Annotated in this window: 21 protein-coding genes; 9 read left to right on the forward strand and 12 right to left on the reverse strand. The window is 63.2% G+C overall.

Annotation, left to right across the window (positions count from 1 at the left end):
* Positions 1-38 precede the first annotated feature (38 nt).
* Genes G8E03_RS03255 through cysQ form a run of 3 tightly spaced genes read right to left on the reverse strand, consistent with a single transcriptional unit; the run spans position 39 to position 2,906 of the window.
* The gene (locus G8E03_RS03255; RefSeq protein WP_166188625.1) at positions 39-1,313 is read right to left on the reverse strand and encodes a glycosyltransferase family 2 protein; all 1,275 of its coding nucleotides are present in this window, start codon (positions 1,311-1,313) and stop codon (positions 39-41) included.
* Between the two features lie 4 nt (positions 1,314-1,317).
* A complete protein-coding gene (locus G8E03_RS03260) occupies positions 1,318-2,118 on the reverse strand; it encodes a 3-deoxy-manno-octulosonate cytidylyltransferase (protein ID WP_166188627.1) in 801 nt (266 codons plus the stop codon).
* Positions 2,118-2,906, reverse strand: coding sequence for a 3'(2'),5'-bisphosphate nucleotidase CysQ (gene cysQ, locus G8E03_RS03265; protein WP_166188629.1), 789 nt, complete (start codon positions 2,904-2,906; stop codon positions 2,118-2,120). Before cysQ ends, G8E03_RS03260 begins: the two co-directional genes overlap by 1 nt.
* 85 nt (positions 2,907-2,991) lie before the next feature.
* Between cysQ and G8E03_RS03270 the strand changes: the two genes are divergently transcribed.
* Entirely contained in the window at positions 2,992-3,810 is an 819-nt protein-coding gene (locus G8E03_RS03270; RefSeq protein ID WP_166188631.1) for an ABC transporter permease, read from the forward strand.
* Position 3,811: 1 nt separating this feature from the next.
* Here G8E03_RS03270 and G8E03_RS03275 read toward each other — a convergent pair whose 3' ends face one another.
* The gene (locus G8E03_RS03275) at positions 3,812-4,717 is read right to left on the reverse strand and encodes a LysR family transcriptional regulator (protein ID WP_166188633.1); all 906 of its coding nucleotides are present in this window, start codon (positions 4,715-4,717) and stop codon (positions 3,812-3,814) included.
* A gap of 65 nt (positions 4,718-4,782) precedes the next feature.
* Positions 4,783-5,367, reverse strand: coding sequence for a transglycosylase SLT domain-containing protein (locus G8E03_RS03280; RefSeq protein ID WP_166188636.1), 585 nt, complete (start codon positions 5,365-5,367; stop codon positions 4,783-4,785).
* Between the two features lie 188 nt (positions 5,368-5,555).
* On the opposite strand from G8E03_RS03280, the gene hspQ reads away from it, so the two are divergent.
* Both hspQ and G8E03_RS17570 read left to right on the forward strand, forming a co-directional pair.
* Positions 5,556-5,882: a heat shock protein HspQ gene (gene hspQ, locus G8E03_RS03285; RefSeq protein WP_166188638.1), complete on the forward strand. Its 327-nt coding sequence runs from the start codon at positions 5,556-5,558 to the stop codon at positions 5,880-5,882.
* A gap of 65 nt (positions 5,883-5,947) precedes the next feature.
* Entirely contained in the window at positions 5,948-6,076 is a 129-nt protein-coding gene (locus tag G8E03_RS17570; protein WP_283811448.1) for a hypothetical protein, read from the forward strand.
* A gap of 30 nt (positions 6,077-6,106) precedes the next feature.
* On the opposite strand, the gene G8E03_RS03290 is transcribed toward G8E03_RS17570, so the two are convergent.
* Positions 6,107-7,675: a gamma-glutamyltransferase family protein gene (locus tag G8E03_RS03290; RefSeq protein ID WP_166188640.1), complete on the reverse strand. Its 1,569-nt coding sequence runs from the start codon at positions 7,673-7,675 to the stop codon at positions 6,107-6,109.
* A gap of 270 nt (positions 7,676-7,945) precedes the next feature.
* Between G8E03_RS03290 and G8E03_RS03295 the strand changes: the two genes are divergently transcribed.
* Complete coding sequence (locus G8E03_RS03295; RefSeq protein ID WP_166188642.1) at positions 7,946-8,290, forward strand: DUF2794 domain-containing protein; 345 nt, start codon at positions 7,946-7,948, stop codon at positions 8,288-8,290.
* A gap of 35 nt (positions 8,291-8,325) precedes the next feature.
* Here G8E03_RS03295 and rnr read toward each other — a convergent pair whose 3' ends face one another.
* From rnr to G8E03_RS03325, 6 genes are all read right to left on the reverse strand, one after another.
* Complete coding sequence (gene rnr, locus G8E03_RS03300; RefSeq protein ID WP_166188645.1) at positions 8,326-10,554, reverse strand: ribonuclease R; 2,229 nt, start codon at positions 10,552-10,554, stop codon at positions 8,326-8,328.
* An 88-nt stretch (positions 10,555-10,642) separates the two neighbouring features.
* A complete protein-coding gene (locus G8E03_RS03305) occupies positions 10,643-11,140 on the reverse strand; it encodes a YciE/YciF ferroxidase family protein (RefSeq protein WP_166188647.1) in 498 nt (165 codons plus the stop codon).
* 88 nt (positions 11,141-11,228) lie between these two features.
* On the reverse strand, positions 11,229-11,963 hold the full coding sequence (locus G8E03_RS03310; protein ID WP_166188649.1) for a hypothetical protein: 735 nt from the start codon (positions 11,961-11,963) through the stop codon (positions 11,229-11,231).
* A gap of 63 nt (positions 11,964-12,026) precedes the next feature.
* The gene (locus G8E03_RS03315) at positions 12,027-12,758 is read right to left on the reverse strand and encodes a hypothetical protein (RefSeq protein ID WP_166188651.1); all 732 of its coding nucleotides are present in this window, start codon (positions 12,756-12,758) and stop codon (positions 12,027-12,029) included.
* 93 nt (positions 12,759-12,851) lie between these two features.
* A complete protein-coding gene (gene topA, locus G8E03_RS03320) occupies positions 12,852-15,644 on the reverse strand; it encodes a type I DNA topoisomerase (RefSeq protein ID WP_166188654.1) in 2,793 nt (930 codons plus the stop codon).
* 230 nt (positions 15,645-15,874) lie between these two features.
* The gene (locus G8E03_RS03325) at positions 15,875-16,885 is read right to left on the reverse strand and encodes a DctP family TRAP transporter solute-binding subunit (protein WP_205793213.1); all 1,011 of its coding nucleotides are present in this window, start codon (positions 16,883-16,885) and stop codon (positions 15,875-15,877) included.
* A gap of 258 nt (positions 16,886-17,143) precedes the next feature.
* Between G8E03_RS03325 and G8E03_RS03330 the strand changes: the two genes are divergently transcribed.
* The 5 genes from G8E03_RS03330 to dprA all read left to right on the forward strand — a co-directional run bounded on the left by G8E03_RS03330 (position 17,144) and on the right by dprA (position 21,835).
* Positions 17,144-18,067, forward strand: coding sequence for an aspartate carbamoyltransferase catalytic subunit (locus tag G8E03_RS03330; protein ID WP_166188656.1), 924 nt, complete (start codon positions 17,144-17,146; stop codon positions 18,065-18,067).
* 106 nt (positions 18,068-18,173) lie between these two features.
* Positions 18,174-18,731, forward strand: coding sequence for a hypothetical protein (locus G8E03_RS03335; protein ID WP_166188658.1), 558 nt, complete (start codon positions 18,174-18,176; stop codon positions 18,729-18,731).
* Positions 18,728-20,023 carry a dihydroorotase gene (gene pyrC / locus G8E03_RS03340; protein WP_166188660.1) on the forward strand — a complete coding sequence of 432 codons (1,296 nt, stop codon included), beginning with the start codon at positions 18,728-18,730 and terminating at the stop codon, positions 20,021-20,023. The genes G8E03_RS03335 and pyrC overlap by 4 nt, the downstream gene beginning before the upstream one ends.
* 17 nt (positions 20,024-20,040) lie before the next feature.
* Entirely contained in the window at positions 20,041-20,646 is a 606-nt protein-coding gene (gene plsY, locus G8E03_RS03345; protein ID WP_430693251.1) for a glycerol-3-phosphate 1-O-acyltransferase PlsY, read from the forward strand.
* Between the two features lie 73 nt (positions 20,647-20,719).
* Positions 20,720-21,835, forward strand: a complete 1,116-nt coding sequence (dprA, locus tag G8E03_RS03350; RefSeq protein ID WP_430693234.1) for a DNA-processing protein DprA — start codon at positions 20,720-20,722, stop codon at positions 21,833-21,835.
* Positions 21,836-21,862 lie beyond the last annotated feature (27 nt).

Raw genomic sequence — 21,862 nt, forward strand, 5'->3', positions numbered from 1 at the left:
TTGATACACGTTTATAGTTGTGCGAATTCAGCTTCGCCTCAATGCTGCAACGCATCAATTGCCGAAGTGGTATCAAATTTTCGGACAATCTGCCACTTTCTATCTATCTTGCAAGAAATCTCCGTCCCCGCCGGTTGCTCCAGCTTCAGGACGAATGCATCGCCACGACGGTTTGACACGATCAGATGCGTGTAGTCGCGCAGCGGCGCTGTCCTTGCCACTTCACGTTCCAGCATGGCGGACCAGCGCGGCCACCGGTTGCCGGCGCGGAAGACTCCACCCCTATGATGGAAGTACCCGTCCAGGTGCCATTTCACGCAGAGCGGCCTGTTCAGCCACGTTTGCGTGATCACAGTGACTTCGAATCCATGCAGGCTCAAATCACGGGCAAGGCGTCGCGCGGTCCTACGGCTTAGAATGCGCGGTGCGATGGCGACGCGTATGGAATCGGGCCTCTGGGCGCCGGGGCCGACTACGGAGGGAATGTCAGCGCGCTCGGGGGTGGGAGCGCCAGCCTTCTTCAAGGAAGCTTGCAACGCCTGTAGTCGCGCGGCGACACCACGGCCGGACAGCAGCCCCAGATCGTGCAATCGCAGCAGGCGGCGGCGCTGATCCCGCACGATGTCCTCGGCGTGGTTGTCATCCGGCGAATGGCTGCGCGCGAATGCGGCCACGCTGCGCCCCAGTTGCGCGAACCCCGCGACGGTCGTTCCGGGCCCCCGAATCGCGTTCGATATGGTGGCATGATGGACCACTGCACCGGGGATCCACCGTGTCTGCCATCCTGCGTCGTGCAGTCGGAGCAGCATGTCGGTTTCGTCCAGATAGTAGGCGAACCGCGGATCGAAGCCGCGGATCTCCATAATCGCCTCGCGCCGCAGGGCCATGTTGGTGCCGTTCAACTTGCGAAATGGCCCGTCGGGGGTGTCGCGGCCCCGGCGGTCGAAGCCCATCTCACCCCATTGTTCGCGCACCCCGTCAGGGCCGAGGACCGGGCCGCCGACGGCTCCGATCTCGTCCGTGTCGAACCCGGCGACCAACTGCGACAGCCAGGACGGCTCCGGCACCGCGTCGTCGTCGCAAAAGGCGACGATCTGACCCGTGCTCGCCATCAATCCGGCATTTCGCGCGGTGGCGACGTTCGCTTCGTCATGGCGCAGCCAGTGCACGGACAGGTCGCGTGGGGCCGGGGCGTCGGACACCACGATGATTTCCGGCGTGATGTGACGCTGCCGTTTGAGCGCCTGCAAGGTCAGGCTCAACGACCAGGCACGGCCCCGGTTTGCGACGATGACGCTGACCGAGGGGGTCATGCGCTCAGTCCAGATCGTGATCGCGCAGGATGGCCTCGATCCGTTCGACATCGACGGGGTTGTTCAGCTCCCAGAACGCGCGGCCACGGGCATCGACCTCGACACATTGCACGGGAATGCCGTTTTCCATGAAGCGCAGCTGCTCCAACCCCTCCCATGCTTCCAGCCGCCCCTCGGGCCAGCCGGAATAAGCCGCCAGCGCTGTGGGACGGTAGGCATATACGCCCACATGGTGAAAAACCGGGTTGTCCTCCCCCTCCGCGAAATCACGCCCGGTATAGGGAATGACCTCTTTCGAGAAGTACATCGCCCGGCCCGCCCGGTCGAACACGGCTGTGGTGCCGCCGACACGATCATTGCGCCGATCCTCACGAAACCCTCGCAGGGCCATGGCATCGGTGCGCAGCACGGGGGTGGCCACCTGCATTTCGGGATCGGCCTGCATGGCGCGGATCAGATCCTCGACGAACCAGGCGGGCGTCAGCGGTGCGTCGCCTTGCAGGTTCACCACGATATCGGGGGGCGTGGCCATGGCCGCAACCGCCTCGGCGCACCGCTCCGTCCCATTTCGCGCGGTGGTGGAGGTTATCACGACCTCCGCCCCGAATGCGCGTGCATGATCCGCGATCCGCGCGTCATCCGTCGCGACGGCGACACTGTCCGCCCCGGCCACGGACAGCGCCGCGTCCCAGCTGCGTCGAATCAGTGATTTCGCCTGCCCGGACGCGCCTACCAGCTCGACCAGCGGCTTGCCCGGATAACGGGTGGAGGCATAGCGCGCGGGGATCAGGATCAGGACGGACATTATGCCTCCAGCTTCAGTTCGGCAGGGGCCGCGATGAAGAAGGGGTTTTCGAACCCGGATTTGCCATAGGCCAATGGCGCATGATCATCGAAGCGGACCACCGTGCCACCGGCTCCGCGCAGCACCGCGTCGCCCGCTGCGGTGTCCCATTCCATCGTGCGGCCCAGCCGGGGGTAGAGGTCCGCCTCCCCCGCCGCCACGAGACAGAATTTCAGCGAGGATCCCGCCGCGACCAGCTCATCCACATTGTATTTGGAAATATAGTCGTCGGTCGCCGCATCGCGATGCGACTTGGACGCCACGATCCGCAGCGCGCCCGAGGGGGAGGCGACGTTCATTGGCCTCACCGGACCCGGCTCCACGCCGAACGCGCCGGTTTCCTCGACCGCTTGTCCGGTCGCATCGGTATAGAACAGCCGTCCGACCGCCGGGGCGTAAACGACGCCCCGCGTCGGCACGCCGTTTTCAACCAGTGCGATGTTGACCGTGAATTCACCCCGCCGCTGCACGAATTCCTTCGTTCCGTCCAGCGGATCGACGATGATGAAGGTCGAAACGTTCTGCCCATGCGTGGCGGATTGTTCTTCGGTCACGAGGGCGATGTCCGGGAATGTCGCGCGCAACCCGGCGGAGATCAGGGCATCTGCTGCCTCATCCGCGGCCGTTACCGGGCTTTCGTCGGACTTGGACCGGACGTCGAAATCGTCAGTGCCGTAGATCTCCATGATCGCCATGCCTGCTTCGATGGCAAGCCGACGAAAGGTTGCGGTAACGTTTTCGTAGTCCATGTCATTCATCCTCGTGCATTGCGGGACATTCGGCCCGCTTGTGGTGTATGAGATACCTACAGTCTTCTGACAAGGACCGGACACGATGCCTCGTTTCGAGAAATACCACCGCGCCACGACGTTCTGGGAATCCAGTCTAAGTCTGATCGAGCTGATCTACATCTCCATCGTCCGAGCCTTCCGCACTGCCACGGGTGGATCGTTCCTAGGATTTGCCGGTCTGCTGATGCAACCACTGATCCTGTTCGGGGTGTTCTACCTCATGTTCGAGGTTTTCGGGCGCAGTCCGGTGATCCGCGGTGATTTCCTGTTGTTCATGATGACGGGCATCTTCCTGTACCGCGCCCATATTCAGGCGGTAACGACGCTCAAGGGTGCCAGCCATGCTATCTCGGGCATGATGTTCTACGCCAAGACATCAGCATTGTTGAGCATTCTCGCATCGGCGATCAACCAGCTCTACATAGTCGTGCTGTCGATCATCGCGATCATGGGAACCTCCTACCTGATCCGGGGGGAGCTTGAGGTCTACAATCCGTCGGGCATGTTGCTGCCGTTGTTTCTGGCATGGGCCAGCGGATTGGCGGTCGGATTGATGTTCATGGCGTTTTCACCCCTGGCGCCGAAGTTCATCCCCATGCTTTATCAGATCTACAGGCGCGCCCAGATGATCACGAGCGGCAAGATGTTTGTGGCCAGCACAATTCCCGCCAGTATTCTGCCGTTCTTCACCTGGAACCCGTTGTTCCATGCGATTGACCAGGCGCGCGGGCAGGCCTTCATCAATTATTTACCGAAGAAAACCAGCATAGAATACCCACTATACTTCACGCTGTCGGCGCTTGCTCTCGGCTTCGTTGTCGAGTTTGCGCTGCGCGCGCGTCAGAACTACGGAATGGAATGACCTACCAGATCACGTCGCCTTGTTTCTTGAAATGCGAGGCCATGAACTCGACGAAGGCCCGTAGTTTCGGTTGCGGGAACCGGCCCGGCGGATAAACCGCATAGATTCCCAACTGCGGTTTGCGCACGTTCGGCAATATTTCCACCGTGCGGCCCTGCGTGATGGAATCGCGCAGGATGAATGTCGGGACGGAGGATATCCCCAACCCAGCCTCCACCGCGCGAAGCAGTGATTCGCCATTGTTGACCGTCAGCTTTCCGCCAGCACGCACCTGCTTTTCCACGCCGGTTTCGCTGACCAATCGCCAGAAATTGCCGGTGGACAGGTTCGAGTAGTGCAACAGATCGTGCGCCGCCAGTTCGTCGATGGTTTGGGGCGTTCCGCGTCGGGCCAAGTATTCGGGGGATGCGACCAGCAGGCCGGTCGCCTCACCCAGCTTGCGCGCCCGCAGGCTGGAATCCGGCATGTTCCCGATGCGGATTGCCATGTCGAAACCTTCGGCCACCAATTCCACGAAACGGTCGTCCATCGTCATGTGGATCGAGACGTCCGGGTATTGCAGCAGGAAGGCCGCCACGGCCTCGGACACGTGGGTTGTGCCGAATCCCACAGGCACGGACAGGCGCAATTCGCCGCGCGGTTCGGATTGCATGGCCGATACCATGGCGTCCGCGTCGCCTGCCTCGGACAGGACCCGCCCTGCCTTGTCGTAATAAGCCAGCCCGATTTCCGTCGGGCTGACCCGGCGTGTCGTGCGGTTCAGCAGTCGCGCGCCCAGACGGGCCTCCAGACTGGACACGTGTTTCGAGATCGCGCTTTTGGAAATATTCAGCTTGCGCGCGGCATCGGTGAAGCCACCTTGATCCACTACAGCGATGAACGCTTCCATTTCCGCCAGACGATCCATGCGATGCTCCGTTCATGTACCTGCATCACAAAGGGATCTCCGCACGGATTGTCAACGCGCGTTGATCATGCCGTGCGGCTGGGGCATGCGTTCAGTTGCAGGGCATAGGCGCCGGACATCATCTGAACCTGCGATGCTGCGTTCAGCAGGAACTCCTTTTGCCAGTACGTCCCCTGCGCAAATCCGCGATGCCCCTCGTGATAGGCGAGGTAATGCGCGAAACTGTCGGTGAAGTCCAAACCGTTCTGGCGGCCCGTCTGGGTCATGTACCAACCGACGAAATCCGCCGCGTCGGCAAAATTGTCGCGCCGGGCGTTCCGGTTGCCTGACGAGTCCTTGTACCAATCCCACGTCGCATCAATCGCCTGCGCGTAGCCATAGGCCGACGTCGTGCCCGGACTGGCATGTTGCTGGAACCGGCTTTCCCGCCACATGATCCCCATCATCACCGGCACCGGCGTGCCATAGCGCAGCGAGGCCGTCTCCACGTCCGAGCGCCAGTGCGGACGCTCCGCGAAAATCGCGCAGATGTTGAGTGTGTTGGTGGGCGCATCGCCGCGCTGCGCGACGGAACGATCACGTTCGCCACAGGCGGCCAGAAGGGATAATATCGCGATACCCGCCATGCGGGCGAAGGGGCTGAACCTCATAATCGTCACCTGTAACTGTCACTGCTCGACGAACCCTTTGCGGGTCTCTGCCGGGATCATAGCACGACTTTTGCGAATGCGCGCGGCGATCTTTGTCACGTAACAGCGCGGGGCGTGCCGTGCCGGCCCTGCGCTGGACACTCAGCGGCACAGTGCCTATCACTCGGCTGATTGGAAAGGGTGCGAGCATGGAGATGAAAGTAGCGAAATTCGCGATAGGACAGGTGGTGCGCCACCGGGTCCATCCGTTTCGCGGCGTGATCTTCGATGTGGACCCGGAATTCGCGAACTCCGACGAATGGTGGGAATCGATCCCCGAGGAACATCGTCCTCGCAAGGATCAGCCATTCTATCACCTGTTCGCCGAGAATGAGACGAGCTACTACGTGGCCTACGTCTCCGAACAGAACCTGTTGCAGGATGAGACGGGTGAGCCTGTCGATCATCCCGATGTCGGCGGCATGTTCCACACCCTTGAAAACGGTCGTTACCACATGTGGGGCGGCACGCATTAGGCGTTTACCGAACGCTAAGACATTTGTCGTTTTCTACCGGCGGGGGTGCCGTTGGAGGATGAGCTATGCAAGAAATCTGGTCTGATCTGCGCCGTGCGGAGGGGCTGATCGTATGGTCGGCCCTGATCCTGTTTTCCGTGGGGTTCTGGTTCGGGATCATATCTCTTACGGTACGCCTCATCCTCGCCGATTGACCAATCCGTCCCCCGGCCGGGGCCCTGGGGTCAATATCCCAGGGCGCAACCGTCCTTGCGTGGGTCGCTGGCCCCCTCCAGAACGCCACCGGAGTGGATGCGGATGGCCTGCGCGCCGCCGATCGCCGTTTCGGGGGACACGACATCATGACCCTTGCCGCGCAATGCGTCCCGAACCTCGGGAGCGTAGCCGTTTTCCAGCTCCAACGGTCCCAGCGCGCCAAAGCTGCGGGGCGCATCTATCGCCGTCTGCGGGTCCATGCCGTAATCCACGATATTGGAGATCACACGCGCATGACCGTTGGGCTGATAGGCCCCGCCCATCACGCCGAAGGGCATTTCGACCCGCCCGTTCCTCTTCAGCATCGCGGGGATGATCGTGTGCATGGGCCGCTTGCCCGGCCCGACTTCGTTCGGATGCCCCTCGACCAGCGAAAATCCGGCCCCCCGGTTCTGAAACCCTATGCCGTACCGGGAGGAGGCCAGACCAGACCCGAAACTGTGAAAGATGGAATAGATCAGGCTGACCGCCATGCCGTCACCATCCACGACGGTGATGTAGATCGTATCCTTGTGCACCTGTTCGGACAGCGGCGCGGGGGCCGCCATAACGGAGTCCATGTCGATCAGGGCGGCCAGATCGCGGGCGGTTTGCTCCGACAGCATATGGTCCAGCCGTGTCGTATGACCGGCATCGGCAATGAAGCGATTTCGCGCGTCATAGGCCAGCTTCGCGGCCTCCGCCTCCAGATGGGCGCGGTCCGCGCCGAACGGGTCCATCGCGGCGATATCGAACCCTTCGAGCATCTTGAGAAGCAGAAGCGCCGTCGCGCCGGACCCGTTCGGCGGCAGCTCCACCAGCTCCGCCCCGCGATAGGTGCCCGTCACCGGCTCCACCCAGTCGCAGGCGGTTCCGGCGAAATCCTCCAGCGTGTGGGTGCCGCCCATCGCCCGCAGCGAATCGACCATATCGGCAGCCACGTCCCCCTCGTAGAATCCGGCACGACCCTTCTGGGCGATCTGGCGCAGCACATGGGCCTGACCGGGGGCGCTGAACATCGTTCCGGGCTTCGGCGGCTTGCCGTCGATCAGGAAATGGTTGCGGGCGTCCCCGCTCAGATTGTCGGCCTTGGCCCAATCGTCAGCGACGCGCGGCGCGACGGGAACGCCGGCCTCGAAATAGGGAATCACAGGCTCCAGTATCGCGGCCATCCCCAGTTTGCCCATCGTCTCGGACAGGGTGCAGAACCCGTCCACCGCACCGGGAACGCTGACCGCATCGACCGAATAGACCGGCACGCTGTCGTGCCCCGCGGCCCGCATCGCAGCGGCGGAAATTCCCGCCGGCGCACGACCCGAGGCGTTCAGACCCCGAATCTTCCCCTGATGTGAGACCAGCGCGAACATGTCGCCGCCCAGCCCGGTCATCTGCGGTTCACACAGGCCCAGCAGAACGGCACCCGCGATTGCCGCATCGACGGCGTTTCCACCGCGCTTGAGCGTGTCGATCGCCATGCCGGCGGCCAGCGGGTGCGAGGTTGCGCACATGCCGTTGGTTGCGAATACGGGGGATCTGCCGGGTAGGTGAAAGTCGCGCATGGGCTGCCTCGTTTGGATATTCCACAGGTCGGACCTGCATTCTTGCATCATGCTTATCAAATGTCTGGGAATGTGCGACACACGGAAACGACCCGTATTCAGTTTGGGGGCATGAAATTGAGCCGTCCCGTGTATCACGGATTTAATAGACGTAAAAAAAGTGGCCGGAACGTGGAGGAAATCGTACCCTTTCACGCCAAGATTGCGGCGCGATTGCCTTAATCGCCTTCCGGTGCTTGCCGTGCTGGCAAAAGAGAATAATCTTGAGCCATGAACAGCGTCACACCCATGAACGGCCCGCGCAACCCGGATGAGGTGGTCAGCTATCACCGGACCGAACTGAACGTAATCCTGTCCCTGTACGGCCGAATGGTCGCGGCCGGGGAATGGCGCGACTATGGCATCTCTGCCTTGCGGGACGTGGCTGTCTTCTCCGTCTTTCGCCGTGCGGCCGAATATCCGCTCTACCGGATCGAGAAGCGGCCCAAGCTGGCGCGCGCGCAGGGCATGTATGCGGTGATCGCCATGGACGGCCAGATCCTGAAGCGGGGTCATGACCTGAAAACCGTGCTGCGGGTGCTGGAGCGAAAGCTGATCCGCGCCGTGGACGACTAGCCCCGAAGCATCAGCCCCAGATCAAGCCCGGCAGATCAGGCCCTGCGGGAGCGGTTGCGGCGGATCTTCGATTTCGTCAGCTTGCGCTTGCCGCCGCCCTTGCGCGGGCCGCTCTTGACGCGTGGCATGGCGCGATCCTCGACCGACAGCAATTCGAACAGCAAGCCACCCGTCACGGGAACCGCTTCCTCCAGCCGCACCGTTACCGGCATCCCAAGCCCTATCACCCGGCCCGAACGGTCGCCCATCAGGGTTTGCGTATCGGGGTCGTGGCTCCAGTATTCGTGGCCCAGCCTGCTGATCGGTATCAAGCCGTCGGCACCGGTTTCGTCCAGTTTCACGAACAGGCCGAAACGGGCGACGCCGGCGACCCGGCCCTCGAACTCATTGCCCACCCGCTCCGCCAGATAGGCGGCGAGGTAGCGGTCGGTCGTGTCGCGTTCCGCCAGCATGGATCGCCGCTCGGTCTGGCTGATATGCTCGGCCGTCTCCTCCAGCCTTTCCTCATCCAGCGGGCCGAGCCCGTCATCCCCCCATTTGTGAGCCGAGATCAGCGCCCGGTGCACGATCAGGTCGGCATAGCGCCGGATGGGAGAGGTGAAATGCGCATATCGTGCAAGGCTGAGCCCGAAATGCCCGAAATTTTCCGCCGCGTAATAGGCCTGCATCATCGACCGCAGGACGGAGACGTTGATCATCTCCGCATGTTCCTGACCCGCGCTGTCGTTCAGCAGCGCGTTGAGATGCGCGGTCCTTAGCACCTGTCCCTTGGCCAGCACCATGCCGACGCTGTCCACGACCTCACGTAGCTGGTCCAGCTTCGCGGGGGAGGGTTCCTCATGCACGCGGTACAAGAGCGGGCGCTGCTTGCGTTCCAGCGTTTCGGCGGCGCACACATTCGACAGGATCATGAACTCCTCGATCAGCTTGTGTGCGTCGAACCGGTCGCGGAACGCGACGGAGGTCACTTCGCCCGCGTCGTTCAGGATCACCTTGCGTTCGGGCAGATCCAGATCGAGCGGCGCACGGTGTTCGCGCGCCAGCTTCGTGGCCTCATAGGCGGCCCAGAGCGGGCGCAGCACCCAGTCGAGCAGGGGTTCGGTCCGCTCCGTCACTTGCCCGTCGATCGCGGCCTGCGCCTCCTCATAGCTGAGCGAAGCAGGTGAGCGCATCAGAGCGCGGGTGAAGCGATGCCCGATCTTGCGCCCCTGTGCGTCCAGTTGCATGCGCAGCGCGATACAGGGGCGGTCCACCCCCTCATGCAGGCTGCACAGATCGCCGGACAACTCCTCCGGCAGCATCGGCACGACGCGGTCGGGGAAATAGGTGGAATTGCCGCGCTTGCGCGCCTCCGCATCCAAGGGGGAGCCGGGGGTGACGTAATGCGCCACATCCGCGATGGCGACCCAGACCACATGCCCGCCGGGGTTCTGCGGATCGCTGTCCGCCTCCGCCGCGACGGCGTCGTCGTGATCGCGTGCATCCGACGGGTCGATGGTGATCAGCGGCAGGTGGCGCAGATCCTCGCGCTGGCCCAGGCTGACAGGCTTGGCCTTGATCGCCTGCTTGACCACTTCGTCGGGAAAGGCATCGGGGATTCCATGTTCATGAATGGCGATCAGGCTGACGGATTTTGGGGCGGCGGGGTCGCCCAGCCGGGCGCTGACGCGGGCCTTTGGCAGACCCATCCGGTCGCCGCGCCCGATCTGCTCGCCCTCGACCAGCTCACCGTCACGCGCGCCGTTGCGATCACCGGGTTGGACCACCCATTCGCGGTCGGCCTTCTTGCTGACCGGAACGATGCGCCCGCCGTATTCCTGCTGGCGAAAGATGCCGAGCACCTTTTGCGGGCCGGAGCCAACCTTGCGGATCACCTTGCCGAAATAGCCGTGATCGCCGCGGTCGATCTTGACCAGAACCTGATCGCCCTCTCCGACGGCCTTGTCCCCGCGCCCCGGCGGGATGGAGACGCGCGGCTTCGCATCCTCACTGTCCCATTGCAGCGGTTCGGCCCACAGATCGCCGTCGCTGTCGGGGGCCATGACGCGCAGAACGGCCACGGGCGGCAACTCACCGGCCTTGTGGAACTTCTTGCGGCCCTTCTCGATCAGGCCTGCCTCGGTCATTTCGCGCAGGACACGCTTCAACTCGATCCGGGCATTGCCCTTGATGCCGAACGCGCGGCCGATCTCTCGCTTGCCGCTGGCATTGGGATGCGCGCGGATGAAATCGAGGATCTGCTCTTGGGTGGGGAAATCTTTCATGCAGTTGCCTTAGCATGAAGGGAAAGCGGACACGAGAGCGCCCCGCCCGCGAATTGCGGACGGGGCTATCATTTGATTTGCTGGCGGATCAGGCCGCAGCGGATTTATTGACACTGCCGGTCGCGATCTCGGTCATGTGACGGTCGCCGTCATAGGAGGCGTCCAGACATTTATCGAGTTTCGTGACATCGTCGGTCTGGTCCAGCCGCTTGGCAAATGCCTTGCAGCAGCCATACCCGGCAATGGCGTAGTGGGCCATGCGCTGATATTGCGTGATGATCATCGCATCGCGCACATCATCGTCGGAAAAGTCCTCATCCAGGACATGCGCGTGCACCTCCTTGACCAGACCTTCCATGCCCTTGCAGAACTCATCTGTGGGGTCTTCGCCATGACCCTTGATGATCTCGGACAGGGTGTCCATGCCGTCCTGAATGCCGTCGGAGCCGGCCTTTAGCGCCTTTTTCAATTCATCGTCGGTGGCGGCATCGTGCAGCTTCTGCGTTGCGGCCTTCGATTGTTTGCAGGCGGAATAAATGTCCTGCATCTGGTCGATATAGATATCTTTCAGGGACGAAAATGCCATCGTGAAATCCTCTCGTTGCTTCAATAGCCTTGGACAGAGGAAACGTGCAGATCGGCTGCCAGTTCCGAGACTGGCGATTTTGTCGCGCTCAATAGGTGCGCATCAGATTCATGAAGCGTGACATGCGCGGATTTCGCTTCGCCCTGACCCGCGCGACGTTCAGCGCCCATTGCCGTGTGTTCACGCTGTTTCCGGGGCAACTGCGCAATGGCAGGTGCATCCTCAGCTTCTTCGGCGGGGGGGAGCATTCGTCGAGTTTTTCTGCCACGTAGGCCGCCTCGGACTTTAGCGTCAGTTTCAGCATGGCATTTGCCGAAAACCCCTTTCCGACGGGTGTCAGAAAGACCTCGATCGGAACCGCCGCGCCATAGAGGATGAACGAACGATGCGGCAGGATCAGCGTCAGCCATTGGACAAAATCGTCGGGATTCCGTGCTCTGCCGAAGGCCTGCCGCATCCACGACGCGAAATCTGTCTGGCCAAACCCGATCTTGGCCGACAGTTCGCGGCGGATTTTGGTGTGCAAATTGGGGGCGGTCACCTGGCTCTTGTCGGGCATGCAGGGGCTGTATTCGTGACGCAACCAGCCGGTTGCGCTGACCTGTTTGAGAAAGGCCCGCATCCTGTTCATGGCCTCATCCGGCGATAGCCCCTCCAACTGGGAACAGTCCCAGCGGCCCAGCCGCCGCCAGTGCAGTTGTTGAAATGCCAAGATGCGAAGCTGATCCCCGGTCGCCCCCTTGGGGGTGGTGCGGGGCGGGGTGTAGTCGAAGCGGTAGTCGCTGATTTCGAACGTGGCCCCGCCGATCACGATGTTCGCCATGCCGTTCCCTCCGCTATGGTTGCCGGACCGGCATGGCCCGATCCGCCATCATAGCGCGAAATCCTATAGTCGCCGCAATACTCCCAACAGGCGGCTGAGCTTCGGATCGTTTTGCGCGGTCAGTCGGGCGACATTGATCGACCAACGTTTGGCATTGTCCGTGGTGCCCGCCAGGCCGCGCAGCGGCAGGGCCTGCCGTATCGGTTGCGGCGGGGCGGCGCACTGATCGGTGACATCGACGTGATACATGCCGTCCACCAGAACGTTCAGCATCAGGGTGACACCTTCGGGAAAGCGTGCATCGTCGGGACGCAGGGCGATCATCAGCGGCACCAGGCCCATATGCAGGGTAAAGCTGTAATGCGGCATCAGCTGGCCCAGCCAGGGCACCAGATCGGCGTGGTGGCGTGGCTTTCCGAACGCGGTCGCCGCCCAATCACCGATCTGCGCGCGGGACAGGCCGGTATATTCCTCGATTCGCCGCCAAAGTTCCGTTGAGGCCGCATCGCTCAGCGTGGTTTCCGCATCACCCCGGACCGACACATCGTGCCGCAGCCAGTGCGTCGTGCGGGCCGTCCGGGCAAAGGCCTGCATCGCGTGCATCCGCTCCGCCTCGGGCAGGTTGGCCAGACGGGTGCAGTCCCATCGCCCCATGCCAAAGCGCAACGGCACGCGGATCGCCGCATCCTGCACCGCGCGCGGTTTCATCAGGACGCTGACCGCAGGCGGTACGTTGTGACCGTAGGCAGCCCCGGTAAAGTCGAACGCGCCGGAGCCGATCGTGATGGTCGTCATGCGAAGCCTCCGGCCTGAAACGAGGGCCGCCGCAGCAGCCATAGACCGCATAGATGCGGCGCGGGGCGCTGCGGTCTAGGCAATTTCGCGCTTTCAGTCCTCGTCATCCACCACATCGGCATCCGCCGCCTTCTTCGGCGCGGCTTTGCTGGCGGCGGTTTTCTTCGCGGCAGGTTTCTTTGCTGCGGGCTTCTTCTTGGCTGCGGGCTTTTTCGCGGCGGGTTTCTTGGCGGGGGCTTTCTTCTTGGGCTTGGTCGCGGCCTTCTCGTTGATCCAGACCAGAGCCTGTTCCAGCGTCACCGCTTCGGGTTCCACATCCTTTGGCAGGGTGGCGTTGATCTTCTCCCACTTCACATAAGGGCCGTAACGCCCCTTCATGACGTTGACCGGCCCGCCATCGGGGTGATCGCCCAGTTGTTTCAGCGGTTCGGCCGCCACGCCGCGCCGTCCGGGGTTCAGCTTCTTCTGCTCGATCAGGTCCACCGCCCGGTTCAGGCCGATGGTGTGGACCTCCTCGGGATCGGCCAGGTTGGCGTAGATCTTCTTGGGCTTGTCCTTGGCACCGGCACCTTCGGGCAGGGGTTCGGTCAGCATCACATAGGGGCCGAAGCGCCCGATATTGCTTTCGATATCGCCGCCATCGGGGTGCTTGCCGACGAAACGCGGTAGCGCCAGCAGCGGCAGCGCCATGGCCAGATCGACCTGTTCCAGGTCCGTCCCCTTGGGGATGCTCGCGCGCTTGGGTTTGGGGGCCTCCTCAGTCGGCTCGCCCAACTGCACATAGGGGCCGAAACGCCCGGTGCGCAGCGTGACCGGCACGCCCTCGTCGTCATGGCCCAGCAGCTTTCCGTCGGGTCCGGCAACGTCGCCGCCCTCGACCTCACCTGCCAAGGGGCGGGTATAGCGGCAATCGGGATAGTTCGAGCATCCGATGAACGCGCCGCCCGAGCGGGCCGTGCGCATCGACAGACGGCCCTCACCGCAATTGGGACACAGGCGCGGGTCCGATCCGTCCTCCTTGGCGGGGAACAGATGCGGTTCCAGAACCTCGTTGATCTTTTCCAGCACGGCGGTGATGGACAGGTCCATCGTTTCATCCAGTGCGATTTTGAAATCGGCCCAGAACCGTTCGAGCAGCTTGTGCCAGTCGGCCTCACCGGCGGAGACGTGATCCAGATCCTCCTCCAGCTTGGCGGTGAAATCGTAGCTGACATAGCGACGGAAGAAGTTTTCGAGGAACGCCGTCACCAGCCGCCCCTTATCCTCGGGGATCAGGCGGTTCTTGTCCTTGCGAACGTAGTCGCGGTCCTGAATCGTCGTGACGATGCTGGCATAGGTGGAGGGGCGTCCGATGCCCAGCTCCTCCATCCGCTTGACCAGCGTGGCCTCGGTATAGCGGGGCGGCGGCTGGGTGAAGTGTTGCTGGCCCAGAACGGCACCGTCACCGCCCAGAACCGCGCGCTCCTCACGAACCACACCGCGCGTGCCCTCGGCCACCACCACGGAGTCGGATGTGAGTTTGTCGAATTCGGCGGCGAACTCACCGGATTTCTTCCTAGCGTCCTCACCTTGCGTGATCTGCGGCAGGCGCTTGGCGTCGTCCGCCTCCACGTCGTCGCGGCCCTCCTCATAGACCTTGAGGAAACCGTCAAAGGTCACGACCTGGCCTGTGGCCCGTAAAGTGACCTCACCATCCGAGGATCCGACATCGACCGCGGTCCGCTCCAGCCGGGCGCTTTCCATCTGGCTGGCGATGGTCCGCTTCCAGATCAGATCGTAGAGCTTGCGCTGCTCCGCCTCGACCCCGCCTGGCAGGTCGTCCACCGCCCGCGAAAGCTCGGTCGGACGCACGCATTCATGTGCCTCCTGCGCGTTTTTCGCCTTGTTCTTGTACACGCGCGCACTGCCGGGGACGTAATCCTTGCCATAGCGTTCGCCGATCGCATCGCGCGCGGCGGTCACGGCCTCGGGGGCCATGTCGATCCCGTCGGTCCGCATGTAGGTGATGTAGCCCGCCTCATACAGGCGCTGCGCCACGTTCATCGTCTGCCGCGCACCCCATGAGAATTTGCGGCTCGCCTCCTGCTGAAGCGTGGATGTCATGAACGGGGCGGCGGGGTTGCGCGTCGCGGGCTTGGCCTCGACATTCAGGACCTTCAGATCGCGCGAAGTGATCGCGGCGACCGCCAGTTCGGCGGCCTCACCCGTGGCCAGATCGTAGCGGTCCAGCTTGCGCCCGCCCAGATGGGTCAGCCGGGCCTCATAGGTCTGGGCGCGCGGGTTTTCGAGCATCGCCTTGACGCTCCAGTATTCCCGCGGTTTGAAGGCCTCGATTTCCATCTCGCGCTCAACGATGACGCGCAGGGCGACCGATTGCACACGACCCGCGGATTTCGCGCCGGGCAGCCGGCGCCATAGCACGGGAGACAGCTTGAACCCCACCAGATAATCCAGCGCGCGCCGGGCCAGATATGCCTCCACCAGTTCCATATCGACCTGACGGGGGTTTTTCATCGCCTCGGTGACGGCGGTCTTGGTGATCGCGTTGAACACGACGCGTTCGACCTGGGTGGTTTTCTTGATGGCGCGCCGCTTGGTCAGCGCCTCCTGCAAGTGCCACGAGATCGCCTCCCCCTCCCTGTCGGGGTCGGTCGCGAGGATCAGTTTGTCGTCATCCTTCAGGGCCTCGACGATGGCCTTGATATGTTTTTGCGAGGCGGTGGCCACCTCCCACTTCATCTCGAAATTGTCGTCGGGATCGACCGATCCGTCCTTGGGCGGCAGGTCACGCACATGGCCGTATGAGGCGAGGACGGTGTAGTCCGCACCCAGATACTTGTTGATTGTCTTGGCTTTTGCAGGGCTCTCGACGACGACGACTGGCATTCACTACTCCCCCTCGGACCCCGGGTCCGCGTTGATCCGGGAAAATGGGTGTACGCTTGCCAAGTGTCAACGGGGCAAGAAAACATGGCCCTTATCCAGGTTTGGTTCCGGTCCGGGGCCATGCAGGTTCGTGACAATGTACGAAACCGACCGGGGGCGCGGCTGTGATAGCCCGGCGCGGGAGGGTGTTTCGCCCACGCGCCGGGGGTAAGGTAATTGAGGCGGCGACCCTAGAATCCACCCTCCGCCGCTTCCGCAGCGGCGATCAGGTCGCGCCCGATTGCGTCCTCGAACTGTGTCCAGACCGGCGACAGCGCCGCGATCCAGAGCGCGCGGGTCTCCTCATCCAGAGTGCGGATGCGCACGCCGTCCTGCCGGACACGAATCTTGTTTAACTCCCCCAGCTCGAACGCGAAGCGATTCCGCTCATGCGTCACTTCCAGCAGGATCTGCGCCAGTTCGTCGCGCAGGTCAGGCTCCAGCCCGGCCCACCAGTCCTCCGACGTCACGACCAGATAATCGATGATGCCGTGATTGCTCTCGGTCACGCCGTCCTGAACCGTATGGAAAGACTGGGTATAGATATTGGACCAGGTGTTTTCCTGCCCATCGACCTCGCCGGAGTTCAGGGCGTCGTAGACCGCACTGAACGGCATCGCGATGCCGGTGCCGCCGATCGCCTCCATCTGCGCGTTGATCACGGCGGAGGGCTGGATGCGGAACCGCAGCCCATTCGCGTCCGTCGGCTCGATCAAAGGACGGTTGGCGGAAAACTGCTTCATGCCGTTGTGCCAGAACGCCAGACCCAGAAATCCCTCGTCCAGCATGGATTCCTTCAGCGCCTGACCTGCCTCGGAGTTCTGGAATTCCTCCACCGCCAGAATGTCCTCGAACAGGAACGGCAGGTCGAACAATTGCAGGCTTTCGGTGTAGGCGCCGAATTTTGACAGGGAAGGGGCTGCCATCTCGACCTCGCCGCGCAGCATGGCCGGCAGCACGTCGTCATCGTTGAACAGACTGGAACTGGGATAGACCTCCATGCAGGCGCGCCCATCCAGTTCGTCGTTTACACGCTGCTGCAACAACAGGGCGGCCTCGCCCTTCGGGTGGCCCCGCTCCGCTGTCACATGCGCGAATCGGATGGTCATCTCTCCCGCGTCGCATTGCGCGAACGCCGCATTGGCCGTCAGCGCCAACCCCAGCGCCCCCCCGAGCGCCGTGGCGAACATTGTCAGTCGCATTCGAATTCCTTCCCTGTCTTTCACCGGTCGCCCGGTTCCCCCTCGCGGGTTGTGCCCCGTATCGGGCCATCTCACCATGTTCGTTCAATGTCTTACAACTACACGGGGCGCGTTCTCCAACACTTTCGTCGGTAAAGTTGTGCAATATGTGGCAACCGAGCCGACAAAGCGTCCGAAGCGGCCGGTTTTCCGGGCGCTTGCCCCATCAGGTGCCGCCTGACATAACGCGAGGCAACACGGAACAGAGAGGGATTTGCGATGTTCGATCACCGGCACCTACTGGGAATCGAACATCTGAGCCCGACGGACATTGCCGCCGTCCTGGACCGGGCCGACACATTCGCGACGACGCCCGACAGCCGCGCGGTGCGCCGGGACAGTCTGTCCGGCCTGACCCAGATCAACATGTTCTTCGAGAATTCGACGCGGACCCAGGCCAGCTTCGAGATCGCGGGAAAGCGTCTGGGCGCGGACGTGATGAACATGGCCATGCAGGCGTCGTCCATCAAAAAGGGTGAGACGCTGATCGACACCGCCCTGACGCTCAACGCGATGCACCCCGATCTGCTGGTCGTGCGCCACCCCAATTCCGGCGCGGTGGCCCTGCTGGCGCAAAAGGTAAACTGCGCCGTCATCAATGCCGGCGACGGGCGGCATGAGCATCCCACGCAAGCTCTGCTCGACGCATTGACCATCCGCCGCCGCAAAGGCCGCCTGCAACGCCTGACCGTGGCGATCTGCGGCGACATTGCGCACAGCCGCGTCGCCCGCTCGAACATCATGCTGCTGGGCAAGATGGAAAACCGCGTGCGTCTGGTCGGTCCCAAGACTCTGATGCCCCCGGGGATCGAGAAATTCGGCGTCGAGGTGACGGACGATATGGCCGCAGGGCTGAAGGACGCCGACGTGGTGATGATGCTGCGCCTGCAACGCGAACGCATGGACGGCGGCTTCATCCCGTCCGAGCGGGAATACTACCACCGCTTCGGTCTGGACGCAGCCAAGCTCGCCCACGCCAAACCGGATGCCATCGTCATGCATCCCGGCCCGATGAACCGGGGGGTGGAGATCGACGGAGAAATCGCCGACGACATCAACCGCTCCGTCATTCAGGAACAGGTGGAGATGGGCGTCGCGGTCCGCATGGCCGTGCTGGAACTGCTGGGGGAGGGACGGGGATGAGCGACACGTGCCGTCACTCCCGCCCCAACCACTGTGGCGATCCCTACCCCCGCTCGCGGGGGGAGGAGAGGAGGGGGGCTACCTCTCGATTTAAAGGACAGTTCTAATGATCGAGATCGTGGCGGGCATCGGCATCGCGTTCGTTAGCTCTTTCTTCTCGCTTGTCGTGGCATTTCTGCTCACGATGATAGCCAACTGGCGGCACGATCAGGAACAGCGCCGCCAGCACCGCGCGGCGCTCAATCTGATCGAAATCGAATTGCGGGAGCGTCTTGAGTTGCTTGGCGCGTCCTCGGAATGGGACACCATAATGCGGACAATGAACGCAGACTCCACCGAAAGTGGCACTGCTCCACCCTTCGCCGATGATCTCAGGACACATAGACGTCTCTACGAAAATGCGCTGTCCACAATCGGTCAGTTGCCGGTGTCTCTTTCAAGCCCCATTGCCGCACACTACGAAAGTACGGCGCGCATGCACCGTGATTTCCATGAGTGTTTCAAGTTGAATGGAACACGAGATCAGGCTTTAGACATACTGAAAGAGTACATTTCTGGCGGGCAGGACGTTCTCAATCGAATGGATGAGGCGCGAGATCATTTTCGGGCACTCGGCTTTTGGGACTGGCTTTGGTCTCGACCACGCGCACGGAGCCGAACATGACCCAAACCCTCCTCCACAACGCCCGCCTGATCGACCCTGAGAGCGGCACCGACACCCTCGGCGCGCTTGTCATCGAGGATGGCCGCATTGCCGAAATCCTAACGGAAAACATAAAATTGTCGGATTTCCCCGCGGGGAAGGCCATTGACTGTCGCGGAAAATGCGTGGCCCCCGGCATCGTCGATATCGGGGTGAAGATCTGCGAACCCGGTGAGCGGCACAAGGAATCCTTCCGCTCCGCCGGGCGTGCCGCCGTGCGCGGCGGCGCTACCACCATCGTCATCCGACCGGACACCGATCCCACCATCGACACGCCCGAAATGGTCCGGTTCCAGATCGAGCGTGCCGAGGATGACGCCCCGGTCAACGTCCTGCCCATGGCCGCGCTGACCAAGGGCCGCGCCGGGCGCGAAATGACGGAAATCGGCTTTCTCACCGATGCGGGCGCGGTTGCCTTCACCGATTGCGATGCCGTGGTCACGGATACCAAGGTTCTGAGCCGCGCGCTGACCTATGCCGCCGGTCTGGGGGCGCTGGTGATCGGCCACCCGCAGGAACCGGTGCTGTCACACGGCGCTTGCATGACCTCGGGTCAATATGCCTCGCAACTGGGGCTGCCCGCCGTGTCCCCGCTGGCGGAACGGATGGGGCTGGAGCGTGATCTGGCGCTGGTCGAGGCAACCGGCGTGCGCTGGCATGCGGATCAGATCACCACGGCGGCTGCCCTGCCGGCGCTGCGCCGTGCGCGGGCGGCGGGCTTGCCTGTCACTGCCGGAACCTCGATCCATCATTTGACCCTCAACGAATTCGACGTCGCGGATTACAGGACTTTCTTCAAGGTCAAGCCGCCCCTGCGCGCGGAGGAAGACCGTCTCGCCATCCTGACCGCGCTGGTGGATGGTGAGATCGACATCGTCTGTTCCATGCACACCCCCCAGGATGAGGAATCGAAACGGCTGCCGTTCGAGGAAGCAGCCAGCGGTGCGGTCGGTCTGGAAACCCTGCTGCCTGCCGCGGTGCAACTGGTCCATGGCGGATATCTGGATCTGCCCGAACTCTTCGCCAAGCTGTCGCTGAACCCGGCACGGCTGCTGGGGCTGGATTGCGGGCGCCTGACCCCCGGAGCGCCGGCCGACCTGATCCTGTTCGATCCCGACGTGCCCTACGTGCTCGACCGCTGGTCGCTTGCATCGAAATCGAAAAACACGCCCTATGATCTGCGCCGGATGCAGGGCCGCGTTCTGGCAACCTGGGTCGGCGGAACGCAGGTCTATGCGGAGGAGCGGAAATGACCGCCTGGCTGCCGGATATTCTGGGATTGGAACGGGCGCTGCCGGCGCTGGCCGCCATTTTGGGTGCGGCTTATCTGATCGGCTCCATCCCATTCGGACTGCTCATCACGCGCGCCTTCGGGTTGGGCGATGTGCGCAAGATCGGGTCGGGCAATATCGGCACCACGAACGTCTTGCGCACGGGCAGCAAGAAGGCCGCGGCCCTGACGCTGCTGCTTGATGGGGGCAAGGGCGCTGTGGCAGTGGCGGTGGCCTATGGAATGTACGGAAACCTCGCGGCGCAGATCGCGGCGCTGGGCGCGTTTCTGGGGCACCTCTATCCGGTCTGGTTGCGCTTCAAGGGCGGCAAGGGGGTCGCGACCTTCCTGGGTGTGATGCTGGCCCTGCACTGGCCCGCGGGCCTGCTGGCCTGTGCCACCTGGCTGGCCAGCGCGGTATTGTTCCGCATGTCATCGCTCGCGGCGCTGATCGCGGCGGCGATGGTTCCGGTCTGGCTGTGGCTGACACGGGCGGAGCCGTTCATCTGGCTGTCGCTGTGCCTGGCCGCGCTGATTTTCGTCAAGCACCACGCGAACATCCGCCGGATTGCCACGGGAACCGAACCCCGGATCGGGAAATCCTGAGCGCCGGTGCGCGCCGACAGGCTTAACGACCCATTAACCCGAATCGAGATGAAGTGGCGCGAGGAGATTTGCCTTGCCTGCATTTGCTACGCCCCGGCCTGATCCGGATGACCTGCCCGACCAGGATGAGTTGACCACGCACCTCGCGCTGGCCCGCTCGCCGCGCGTGGGAACCGTGACGTTCCGGCGGTTGATCGCCACCTATGGCTCGACCGCTGCGGCTTTGCATGCCCTGCCGGAACATGCCGCGCGGGGCGGGATGAAGGGGTACCGCCCGGTTGACATGGATCTGGTGCACCGTGAGGTCGAGCAGGCCATGGATGCGGGATCAACACCGCTGATGCTCGACCGCCCCGGCTATCCACAGCGGCTGGTCCATCTGAGCGATGCGCCGATGCTGTTGTGGATGCGCGGCGCGATGCCCGATCCAGTGCGCGCGACCACCGCCATGGTCGGCGCGCGCAACGCCTCGGCGCTGGGCCTGCGGATGGCGCGTACATTGGCGGAGGATCTGGGTGCCTTGAATCACGTCGTCGTCTCAGGTCTGGCGCGTGGCATCGACACCGCCGCGCATGAGGCTTCGCTGGAAACCGGCACCATCGCCGTGATGGCGGGCGGCATCGACACCATCTATCCGGCCCAGAACGCGGATCTGGCGCATCGGATCGCCGCGAACGGCGCCCTGCTGACGGAGGCTCCTCCGGGCCTAGCGCCGATGGCGAAACATTTTCCGCGCCGCAACCGGATCATCGCGGGCCTGTCCGACACCGTCGTGCTGATCGAGGCGGCGGAGCGCTCGGGTTCCCTCATCACCGCCCGCATGGCGTTGGAGCAGGGGCGTGAGGTTATGGCCGTTCCGGGGCATCCGTTCGATGCCCGCGCCGCCGGATGCAACCGGCTGATCCGTGAGGGGGCCGGTCTGGTCCGCAGCGCCGCAGATGTGGTCGAGGCGCTGGAAATGCCCACGCACATGGCTTTCGCGGAGGAACAGGCGACATGGCAGGTGGAACCCGCGGCGGAGGGGACGGCAGACGCGCTGATCGCGCTCCTGTCCCCCGCCCCGGTGGCGGAGGATGAACTGATCCGTCAGGTGGACCGCCCGGCCGGGCAGGTGCTGGCCGCGCTGATCGACATGGAGCTTTCGGGCGCGATCGCGCGGCATCCCGGCGGCATGGTCGCATTGGCCTGACCGGAATTGCTCTGGTGAGCGGCGGGC

Origin of the sequence: Pontivivens nitratireducens (genome assembly GCF_011290545.1) — a bacterium.
Taxonomy (GTDB): Bacteria; Pseudomonadota; Alphaproteobacteria; order Rhodobacterales; family Rhodobacteraceae; genus Pontivivens; species Pontivivens nitratireducens.